This window comes from Sulfurihydrogenibium yellowstonense SS-5 (assembly GCF_000173615.1).
In the GTDB taxonomy this organism is placed as follows: domain Bacteria; phylum Aquificota; class Aquificia; order Aquificales; family Hydrogenothermaceae; genus Sulfurihydrogenibium; species Sulfurihydrogenibium yellowstonense.
The window spans coordinates 1-10021 of record NZ_ABZS01000047.1 but is presented as its reverse complement, the minus strand read 5'-3'; the positions used below and the strand labels follow the sequence as shown (position 1 = coordinate 10021).

General features: G+C 33.1%; 9 protein-coding genes and 1 pseudogene. 4 read left to right on the top strand and 6 right to left on the bottom strand.

The window, feature by feature from the left end; genetic code table 11:
- Nucleotides 1–437: pseudogene (locus SULYE_RS08335) on the top strand (hypothetical protein); the annotation flags it as partial.
- On the top strand, nucleotides 434–1237 hold the full coding sequence (locus tag SULYE_RS02965; protein ID WP_007546359.1) for a DNA-methyltransferase: 804 nt from the start codon (nucleotides 434–436) through the stop codon (nucleotides 1235–1237). The pseudogene SULYE_RS08335 and the gene SULYE_RS02965, both read left to right, overlap by 4 nt.
- Nucleotides 1238–1393: 156 nt before the next feature.
- Here the strand turns inward: SULYE_RS02965 and SULYE_RS02960 are convergent, their stop codons facing one another.
- The 6 genes from SULYE_RS02960 to SULYE_RS02935 form a co-directional block, all read right to left on the bottom strand.
- A complete protein-coding gene (locus SULYE_RS02960; protein WP_007546357.1) occupies nucleotides 1394–3244 on the bottom strand; it encodes a citrate/2-methylcitrate synthase in 1851 nt (616 codons plus the stop codon).
- Nucleotides 3245–3261: 17 nt separating this feature from the next.
- The gene (locus SULYE_RS02955; protein WP_007546355.1) at nucleotides 3262–4569 is read right to left on the bottom strand and encodes an ATP citrate lyase citrate-binding domain-containing protein; all 1308 of its coding nucleotides are present in this window, start codon (nucleotides 4567–4569) and stop codon (nucleotides 3262–3264) included.
- A gap of 442 nt (nucleotides 4570–5011) precedes the next feature.
- Nucleotides 5012–6736: a single-stranded-DNA-specific exonuclease RecJ gene (gene recJ / locus SULYE_RS02950; protein ID WP_007546354.1), complete on the bottom strand. Its 1725-nt coding sequence runs from the start codon at nucleotides 6734–6736 to the stop codon at nucleotides 5012–5014.
- The gene (locus tag SULYE_RS02945; RefSeq protein WP_007546353.1) at nucleotides 6736–6984 is read right to left on the bottom strand and encodes a hypothetical protein; all 249 of its coding nucleotides are present in this window, start codon (nucleotides 6982–6984) and stop codon (nucleotides 6736–6738) included. Before SULYE_RS02945 ends, recJ begins: the two co-directional genes overlap by 1 nt.
- Before the next feature lie 42 nt (nucleotides 6985–7026).
- Nucleotides 7027–7671: a YkgJ family cysteine cluster protein gene (locus SULYE_RS02940; RefSeq protein WP_007546352.1), complete on the bottom strand. Its 645-nt coding sequence runs from the start codon at nucleotides 7669–7671 to the stop codon at nucleotides 7027–7029.
- Nucleotides 7672–7684: 13 nt separating this feature from the next.
- Nucleotides 7685–8734, bottom strand: coding sequence for a coiled-coil domain-containing protein (locus SULYE_RS02935; RefSeq protein WP_007546351.1), 1050 nt, complete (start codon nucleotides 8732–8734; stop codon nucleotides 7685–7687).
- 173 nt (nucleotides 8735–8907) lie between these two features.
- On the opposite strand from SULYE_RS02935, the gene efp reads away from it, so the two are divergent.
- Together efp and accB are read left to right on the top strand one after the other, a co-directional pair.
- Nucleotides 8908–9480: an elongation factor P gene (gene efp / locus SULYE_RS02930; RefSeq protein ID WP_007546350.1), complete on the top strand. Its 573-nt coding sequence runs from the start codon at nucleotides 8908–8910 to the stop codon at nucleotides 9478–9480.
- A 37-nt stretch (nucleotides 9481–9517) separates the two neighbouring features.
- Nucleotides 9518–10021: acetyl-CoA carboxylase biotin carboxyl carrier protein (gene accB / locus SULYE_RS02925; RefSeq protein ID WP_007546349.1), on the top strand; the 504-nt coding region annotated here is incomplete at its 3' end.

Sequence of the window (10021 nt, the reverse complement as noted above, 5' to 3'; positions counted from 1 at the left end):
TTGGATACAACGGTTATGGAATGGATGTGGATACTGGAAAAAGGATTGATTGTGAAGTAAAACCTCAAAACACCGATAGTCCTAAGAAAAAATTAACCGGTCGTGGAAGTTTTAACGACTATACGTTGGAAAGATTTAACAAGGATCTAGAAAATAACCCCACAATTTTGGTTAGTGGGTTTGTGGGAGGAAAACTAATATATGTCTTCGAGTTTAAGTTTGAATGCCTAATAAAGAAGCTTAAACCCCAACTTGATCGCAAATTTCAGGAGGGACAAAGAAAAAAAGGAGACTTCGTGCGCTCTGCTAGCTTTTCCTTTACAGATTACAAAGATTGTCCTTCTCTAAGAATCGCTTATTTAAGAAATGATTGGCACAATTTTAAGGATTACCTATCAAGAAATATAGCAAAATACTTTAAGGAACTTAGAAAATGAACGAATTAGAAAAATTTATCAATCAAGTTATTCATGGCGATGCTTTGGAAATTCTGAAACAAATACCTGACAAAAGTATAGATTTAGGCATCACATCTCCTCCGTATAACAAAAAAGAAAAGCATGGCGGTTGGTTAGTAGATAAGGTCCGGTATAATGGCTACAAAGATGTTATGTCGGAAGAAGAATACCAAAGCTGGCAAGTAGAGGTTCTGAATCAGCTCTATAGAGTTACAAAAGAAGGCGGCTCCTTTTTCTATAACCACAAAGTCAGATACGAAGACGGGAAAATGATACACCCTTTGCAATGGCTACTTAAGACCAAATGGAATATATGGCAGGAGATTATTTGGAATAGGAGAATAGCAGGTAATATAAGAGGTTGGAGATTTTGGCAGGTAGAAGAAAGAATATATTGGCTTGTGAAAGGAAAGCCAAAGGAGCTAAAATCAAAGCATGCTAAACTAACATCTGTATGGGATATACGTCCAGAACATGGACACAAAGAGCATCCTGCAGTCTTCCCTATAGAACTTCCAACAAGAATTATATCAAGCATATTAGATGAGAACGATGGCATTGTAATAGATCCTTTTTGTGGAACTGGAACTACCTTAGTAGCTGCAAAGCTTTTAGGAAAAAAGTATATAGGTGTAGATATTTCAAAAGAGTATGTTGATTATGCTAAAAAAAGGATTGAAATGGCAAAGGAAGAAGAGAGAAGGATTTTAAAAGAGTTGTCTTTATACAGTATAGAGCTAACCTTTAAAGAAAGAAAAGCAAGAGGTTTTTGGAAATAGCTTCTAAACGTTAAAATATCATCCTATAGGAGTATAAAATTTTTACAAAAAACCTTTAAATATTTAAATAAAATAAATTTGAAGAATTATTTTTAAAACTTTTAATTTGGATTTAAACAAGACAGGGCAGGATTAACCTGCCCGATGATTTATATGTTATATACCTTCTGGTCTCTTAACGTCATAGAGTATATCGTCTGTTGGATGTCTGTATAATGGCATATCTAAACGTTTTTCGTCTAAGTAATGGCCGATAAATCCGATAGACCTTCCAAGAACGAAAAATGCGTTAAATGCACCAGCTTCAATTAATTTATCTATATCTTCGTTTGAGTATCCTATTTGCTTAAACAGGTCAACAAGTAAAACTCCAATAGTTCCGTCAACGTTTAAGATTAAGTTTTCTTTCTTAGAAGTTGTAACTTTTTCTACTTCTAAAGCATAGTCTAAAAGTTCAACCTTAGGAAAGTTTCTTCTTGCATAATCTTTTAGCAATTCAACTCTTTTATCCGGGTTTTTGGTTGATTTTATTCTATGTCCAATACCAGGAATTGGTATTTTCTCGACATTTTTCATATATTCAACAAATTCATTTGGAGACATATTTTTCTCATATGCCATTTTAAAGTATTTAGCTGCGCCGTCAATTGCACCACCAAATCTTGGACCAATTGCGAGAATACCGGTAACGAGAGAGGACATCAGATCCTTTCCGGCTCTTGCTGTAACTTTAACATTATGAGCACCTGCAACTGCCGGTCCGTGGTCTGCAACGACTCTGATAACCATATCTATAAATTTAGATGCCCAGTCTGGAAATTTTTGTTTAAACCATAGTAATCCTATAACATCTGCGATTGATAGATTTTTTTCAATAACTTCACTTATAGAAACGCCGCAGTATGTAGCTTCTTCTCCTCTATCATCAGAGATTGTACAGATAAAGTTTGTTGACTTTCTTACTTTTCCTTCTTTTATTGCTTTAGATAAGTCCTCCGGAATAGGTGGAACTTCTGGCTCAACGATAGGCTGAATCACACCTTCGCCTCTTAGCATTTCATAAATACCTTTTATTACATGAGGAAGCTCGTTAAAGTTGTTTGGAACATGAATACCAACCTCTTTCATTGCCCTATTTTTAGCATCTGCTGTCTCTCTATCTGCACCTGCTTTTGCACCGGCATGTCCAAATTGAACTTCTCCACCAAAGAATTTAGAAATTGTACCAATACACCAACCAATAACTGGTTTAGTGATTAAGCCATTTTTTACAGCTTCTACAACTTTATACTCTGCTTCTCCACCGACTTCCCCGAGTAAAATCATAAACTTAACTTGTGGATTTTTTTCAAATCTTAACATATGGTCTAAGAAATCCGAGCCCGGAAATCTATCACCACCTATCGCTATACCTTCTGCAACACCATCGGCATTTCTTGCGATTATGTTAGAAAGCTCATTAAATAATCCACCAGACCTTGTAACTAATCCAACGGAACCAGGTCTGTGAAGTTTAGAAGCAATGATATTTTCAATTGTTCCACCTGTGTTTGCTATTCTAAAAGCTCCCGGTGCAATACCACCAACTGTTGCAGGTCCGATTATCCATTTTCCAAGTTGTTTTGCTTTAATTCTCATATCTCTTGCATATCTTTCAGGAATACCTTCAGCAGTGATAACTATGGTTCTAATTTGTGGAATTTCAAAGGCTTCTAAAGTTACTGGATATGCTGTTCTAAAGGATGCAAAGTTTAAAAGTACATCAGCTTCTGGATGAAATTTTGCTGCGTCTTTTGTAGTTTTATAAATAGGAATTATTATTTCTTTTGTTCCATAGAAAAACTTTTCAAAGCTTCTTTCAGAAGTTGGCGCTACGATTGCAGCAATACTTGGAGACCTTCCTACTACATAATCGTAATCTAACATTCTTTGAATTGCACTTGTGTTTAAATTCCAGAAAATTGCTTTTGTATTTTTGTCAAATAATAAATATTCCGGTTTGCTCATCTCATATCCTCCTTATTTTATGCAGCTTTTTCTTCTTCTAAAGCTTTTCTAACTATATCTGTCATGTGTAATTCTGGTCCATAAACTTCGATTGGTAGTCCAAGCTCTTCTGCAGCTTGCTTTATTCTTTTCAATCCAACTTCATAGTTTGGTCCACCTCTTCTAACATATATCTTTACGCCTACTTGTTTCATTTTATCAGCGTATTCTTTAAATGCATCAATTATTCCGTCAAATGTTTTAGCTACGTCAGTAAAGTTAGCAATTGCTCCACCGATCAAGAGTATTTTTGGCTTTCCGGAAGGATGTTTGCTTCTTGTCATTAAGTCAAGTACAGTTTTAACATACTCTCTTGTTTCTGTTCTTGTTGGATTTCCTGAGTATTCACCGTAGTTTGCAAGCTCATTTACATATCCCATATCTGCAATCGTATCTGCATATACAACAGAAGCACCACCACCGGCAACAAGAGTCCAAATTCTACCTTCTGGATTAAGTATTGTTAATTTTAATGATGAGCCAGACTTCTCATCCAATTCTTTAATGTATTTTTCTTCCGGTGTTAAATCTCTTCCAAATCCTGCTGGGAACTCTAATTCTCCCCATTTTTTACCAACAACAAAAGCAGCTGTATCATCAACCTTTCCAACAAAGTCTAATAAGTAAACGTTATTGTCAACCATTACAAGCGGGTTTACTTCAAAATATACAAAGTGTAAATCTCTAAACATTTTATAAGCTCTAACAACAAAATCTCCGTATTTTTCTTTATCCTTAATCTCATTTGGAACGTTGGCTTTTATTGGTTTTTCAATCTCTTCGTCAGAAGCTGTTGGTGGGATGCGAACTTCCACTACTTTATCCCAGTTTTCTTCAACATCTATACCACCAAAAGCGGACATATAAACAGTATCGTAATCGTCGCCCATTGAGAATGAGACATAGTACTCTTCCTCCGGTTTATGTGGAACAAATGGCTCTATTAAAAAGTGTGTTAAATGTCCTTTAACTCCATTAATTTCCACTTCTTCTTGCATTTTTTGTTTTATCCACTTAACCGCATCTTCGTATTTAACATCACCTGGTTTTTCAATTTTGTAAAGGACTAATCCAAGCTTTCCTCTCTTACCAAATAGCATATCTGGCTTTGCTACCAATGGAGTGTCTTTTAACCATGGATATTGTTCTGGAAGTTTGTCGAAATCTGTTTCTGTTGTAATTAGAACAGATTTAAACTCATAATTAAAAGCATCACCAAAGTAATCCTTCCAGTTTTGCGCGATGATTCTTTTACCATCGAATTCTCTAATTCCCCTCTGTGCCATTTCTAACCCTCCATCTGTAGCTTTTTTTGCTACAGGCTGGGATATTTGTATTCCGCCAAAATAAAAAAACTTCCCCAGCAGGCGGTATTTGTGTTTTTAATTATAACATAGTTTTAAATAAAAAATCAAACAGTGTTTTATTTTTGAGGGTGTATAAGTCATACCGGTTTGAGAAAATTAAAAAATCAAAGTTTTGAGATCTTTCAGTTTGTTGATTGCTAACAAAAGTTCTCCAGCAGTGTCATTATAAAGCTACAGCTAAGAAGAGGCTGTTCCAAAAAATCCACATTGTCATTCTGAGCGAAGCGAAGAATCTCATATTTTTCTTTTCAAATCAGAAAATTAAAAAAGAGATCCTTCGGACTTCGTCCTCAGGATGACAGAAAGGCAAGCTTACAAAAATTTTGAAACACTCTCCAGCTAAGAATCTCAATATTTCTTTTTACTTCACAATCTTTAAATCATCTATCACAAAATCTAAGTTTTCTAAACCTTTGTAATAATTAATCTCCGGAGTATAAACGATATCTATTATCATACCAACGCTTAATTTATCCAATAATTCTTTAGCTTTCCAGCTTTTGGCATTAAAGATATTTTTATTTTCATCTTTTAAGTTTAGAATTAGCAAATTTTTAGCCGGATTTGTAAAGAACTCAATCTTTAAATTTCTTGCTAAGAATTTCGGTATGGGGTTTTTCTCTCCAAATGGTTGTAAGGTATAAATTTCTTTAACTTTTTCAGTAGTCCAATAGGATAGTTCAACTTCCATATCTATCTCTTTAACCGCCCATGGTTTTTCTTCTGCAACCTCTTCAACTGCTTGGTTTAATCTCTCTTTTAACTCAGCTATCAAGCTTGTTTTTAAAGACATTCCAGCTGCCATTGAATGTCCGCCAAATTTATCGAATAAATCTCTACATTTATCCAAGGCTTTATAAATATTTACTTTTGAAACACTTCTTGCTGAACCTACTGCTTTGCCGTTGCTAACAGATAAAATCACAGAAGGTAATTTATACTTTTCTGTTAATCTTCCTGCCGCTATTCCAACTACTCCGCTATGCCAACCTTCCTTTCCTATTACTATCACATTTTTTAGATCTTGATTTTGTAATTCTTTTTCTGCTTCAGATATTACATTATCTGTAAGTTTTTGTCTTTTTTTATTTAGATTTTCAAGCTCTATTGCCAATACATTTGCTTTTGATTGGTCTCTTGTGATTAAAAGCTTTACAGAATTCCTCGCATCTGCTAATCTTCCTGATGCGTTAATCCTTGGTCCTATTATAAAGCCTATATCCTGAGATGTTAACTCTTTTTTTACTCGTGCAACGTTTAAAAGCTCTTTAATTCCGGCTCTTTTTTGCTTGTTTAACTCTTCAAGACCGATTTTTACCATAACCCTATTTATAAAAGACATAGGAACAACGTCTGCAACAGTTCCTATTGCCACAATATCTAAATAATCTCTAAGCTTTATATCAATGTTTAAAAGTCTTCTAATAATCGCTATCAAGTAAAATGCTATTCCTACCGTTGCTAAATGTTTAAAAAGTGGATTTATCAGCTTGTCTGAATAAAATTTTGGATTTATGATATTTATTTTTTCACTTAAAAATGGCGGTGTGTAGTTTTGCCAAAGATGGGAAGGTTCGTGATGGTCTAAAACAAACACTTCAAGCCCTAAGCTTTTTGCATAAAAGAGTTCATCAAAAGCATTGGTTCCACTATCACAGACGATTAATACCTTACCATGCTCGGACAGCTTTTTAATAGCTTCTTTATTTAGTCCATAGCCTTCAGAAAATCTGCTTGGAATATAGTATTTTGCATTTACACCCAAATCTTTGAAAAAGTTTATAAGTAAAGATGTGCTTGTAATACCGTCTGCATCATAATCTCCATATACAATGATTGGGGTTTTTCTTTTGATATGCTCTACAAGTTTTAAAGCTACCTCTTCAAGGCTATGAAAGTAAGAAGGATTTACAAGATTTTTTAATTCTGGAAAGATGTAATCTTGAGAAAAATCTTTATCAAAGAGATCTCTCCTATTGTATAAAACCTGTGCAAATATTTCTCCATACTTTTTTACTAAAAAGTCCGGTGCTGGGTTTGTTTTTGATAGATCTATCCACTGATAGCCTGAAATTCCTATTTCCATCAATTATCTCTCTTTTTTGTAAATTTCAAAAGTTCTCCATTATTTGCGTCAATAGTTGCGTATCCTTTATCTCCATAAACTTTAAAATAACACTCACCTTTTCTTGATTTGCTTAATTTTACAGAATGTATAGTTCCAACGTACGGACTTGCAATACTTTCAACCTTAGATACACTTAGATTTGACTTACATTCTTCAGCGTTTACAGAAAAAGCTAAAATGAGTACTGCAAGAAGTTTTTTCATCATGATATGACACCTCTTAAGGATTTTGAATAATATAATAGAATATCATATTTTTGAGATAAACTTTTGAGCGAGCTTGTGAGGTTTTAGTTTTATGCTTCCATTTTCAGATGTAAGAACGAAAGTATCAAATAAATTTACAAAAAAGTTATTATCTTTGTGATTAAAATTAATATTTTTTACAGATGTTTTAGTGTTAAAGAGAGGAATAAATTCATCAGAGATCGTATCTATTTTTTCTTTAATATCTTCAATAATTTGATCAAGAATCGGTGGAAATTCGAAAGGTGTTTTTGTTTTGCAAAGATTTTTATCGTAAGATGAAAAAGTTCTACATACAAAAGGTCTTGATGGATATACTACACAAAGATTGTTGTCTAAAAATGGACATGGTTGGTTAGCTATATCTTTAAGTCTTTTATAATCTTCTAATCTTTTAGCTGTTTTGATTTTTTCATCATCTGATAGATTGTTTAAAGATTTTATAAAATCCAGTAATTCTGAAAAAGTTAGTTTAACTTCCCAGCCATAACAGCAATAACTACACCCTTTTTCACAGGCTACTTTTGCATCTAATTTTAGCTTTTCATCTATGTGTTGATTTAAATCTCTTTGAAATTCGATGACTTCTTCAAAAAGCTCAGGATTTTTGTATATCAGAATAAATGCTATCAATAAATCTTCTTTCATTGTTTACTGTCTTCTATTTCGCGATACCGGCTTCATTTTGTTTATCCACTTTTTCCCTGATTTCCTTAATTTCTGATACGATTGATTCTAATTTGTCTAACATAATTATGTTTAATCTTTTTTGCAGCAGAATATCCTCATTGCTTCCAATTTTACTTTCAAAGTTTTTAATCAAATCTTTTATTAGAGAGACTTCATTTCTTACTTGCGAAAATTCTTTTGACACTTCCTCTCTCATTAATGACATTTCTTTTCTGATTTGTAGAATTTCACTTTTAACTTCAAAGATTTCTCTCGTTGTCTCATCTTTTAGCTTGAAGATCTCATTTCTTACCTCTGAAGACTCCTCTGACATTTCTTCTCTGATTTTTGAGATTTCGCTTTTTATGTTTGAAAGCTCTTTAGTTGTCTCTTCCTTTACTTCTGAAATTTCGTTTCTTATGTTTAAAAGCTCTCTCGTTGTCTCTTCTTTCACTGCTGAAATTTCGCTTTTCAATTGCGAAAACTCTTTTGTTGTCTCTTCTCTAACTTTAGAGATTTCGTTTTTTACATTCGAGATTTCTCTCGTTGTCTCATCTTTTAGCTTGAAGATCTCATTTCTTACCTCTGAAGACTCCTCTGACATTTCTTCTCTGATTTTTGAGATTTCGCTTTTTATGTTTGAAAGCTCTTTAGTTGTCTCTTCCTTTACTTCTGAAATTTCGTTTCTTATGTTTAAAAGCTCTCTCGTTGTCTCTTCTTTCACTGCTGAAATTTCGCTTTTCAATTGCGAAAACTCTTTCGTTGTTTCCTCTCTTGCTAATGAAATTTCTTCTCTATTCTTTAATAAATCTTCTCTGAGCTTTACTATTTCAAATGTAAGCTCATTTTTTGTGTCGGTCAATCTATTCCATACTTTTAATATTTCATTTGATAATTGGCTTCTTGTGTTTGATAAATCTTCTCTCAAATTTAATATGGTCTCAGCAGTTTTATCAGCTTTATCTTTAATCTCTTTTGTTCTCTCATCCACTAACTTATATAATACTTCCTTCAAAAACTTATCTATTCCAAACAAATCCATATAAAACTCCAAAAATTTTTTTACAGGGTTTTGTAAAATTATTATATTACGATTTGTTTGTTTTTCAAAAGTTTTTATAGATAACAGAATTTAGAAGTGCCCTTACATCTAAATCTCACTTTTTGGCTACATGTTATAATAAGGTTTTAAAAAATTTTTATATGGAGGATTTAATGGGCGTTAAAATTGATATTAACAGAATAGCAAGAGACCAGTTTATCTTGGTTGATAATCAACCTTATAAAGTAGTTAGCTATGAACACGTAAAACCAGGTAAAGGTCAGGCATTTGTTAGAGTGAAAGCAAAAAACATGATAACAGGAAATGTTACAGAATTTACTTTTAAATCCTCTGACTCAATTGAGCTTGCGGACTTTGAGCAAAGATTTATGAACTACTCTTACACAGATGGTACCTACTACTATTTCTTAGATACAAACACATATGAAACATTCGCTGTTCCTGCTGAAGCTATGGAACATGAAGCACAGTTTTTAAAAGAAGGAATGCAGGTAGTTGTATTTTTAGATAGAGGAAACCCAATCGGTATAGAACTTCCAAAACATGAAATTTATGAAGTAATAGAAACAGAACCAGGATTTAAAGGTGATACAGCTACTAACACATTAAAACCTGCAAAAATAGAAACAGGTGCAGTAGTTCAAGTACCTTTATTCATAAACGTGGGAGATAAAATTAAAGTAGATACAGAAAAAGGAACGTACATAGAAAGAGTAAATAAATAAACTTTTCTCTTCTCTGTTTGGGAAGATTGGAGGAATCATGGATAAAGAATTTATTTTTCAATTAATTGAAAAAATTAAAGACACTAAGATTGAAGAAATAGAGCTTTCTACAGAAGAATACAGTGTTTATATTAAGCAGTATTTAGGACCAAAAGAAGTTATATCTCAATCTCCTGCTTCTCAGGTTGTTAACATTCCAGCTAACCCAATTGTAGAAGTGAAAGAAGAAGTTAAAAAATCTAAAATTAAAGAAGAACAAAAACAAAAATATCATGTTATAAAATCGCCACTTGTTGGAACATTTTACAGGTCTCCATCTCCAGGAGCTCCTCCGTTTGTTGAAGAAGGAGATATGGTATCAAAAGGTCAGATTTTATGTATCATAGAAGCTTTAAAAGTTATGAATGAAATAGAGTCTGATGTAGATGGTAGAGTTGCTAAAATTTTAGTTGAAAATGGTCAGCCTGTAGAATACGGACAAGAACTCTTTTACATTGAGTGTAATCGAATGTATCAAAACATACTTTATCACACGTGGTGC

Coding starts and splice junctions, on each gene's coding strand:
- SULYE_RS02960 (WP_007546357.1), bottom strand. CDS start 3,244: ATGAGCAAACCGGAATATTTATTATTTGACAAAAATACAAAAGCAATT.
- SULYE_RS02935 (WP_007546351.1), bottom strand. CDS start 8,734: ATGGATTTGTTTGGAATAGATAAGTTTTTGAAGGAAGTATTATATAAG.
- SULYE_RS02940 (WP_007546352.1), bottom strand. CDS start 7,671: ATGAAAGAAGATTTATTGATAGCATTTATTCTGATATACAAAAATCCT.
- SULYE_RS02965 (WP_007546359.1), top strand. CDS start 434: ATGAACGAATTAGAAAAATTTATCAATCAAGTTATTCATGGCGATGCT.
- SULYE_RS02945 (WP_007546353.1), bottom strand. CDS start 6,984: ATGATGAAAAAACTTCTTGCAGTACTCATTTTAGCTTTTTCTGTAAAC.
- SULYE_RS02955 (WP_007546355.1), bottom strand. CDS start 4,569: ATGGCACAGAGGGGAATTAGAGAATTCGATGGTAAAAGAATCATCGCG.
- recJ (WP_007546354.1), bottom strand. CDS start 6,736: ATGGAAATAGGAATTTCAGGCTATCAGTGGATAGATCTATCAAAAACA.
- efp (WP_007546350.1), top strand. CDS start 8,908: ATGGGCGTTAAAATTGATATTAACAGAATAGCAAGAGACCAGTTTATC.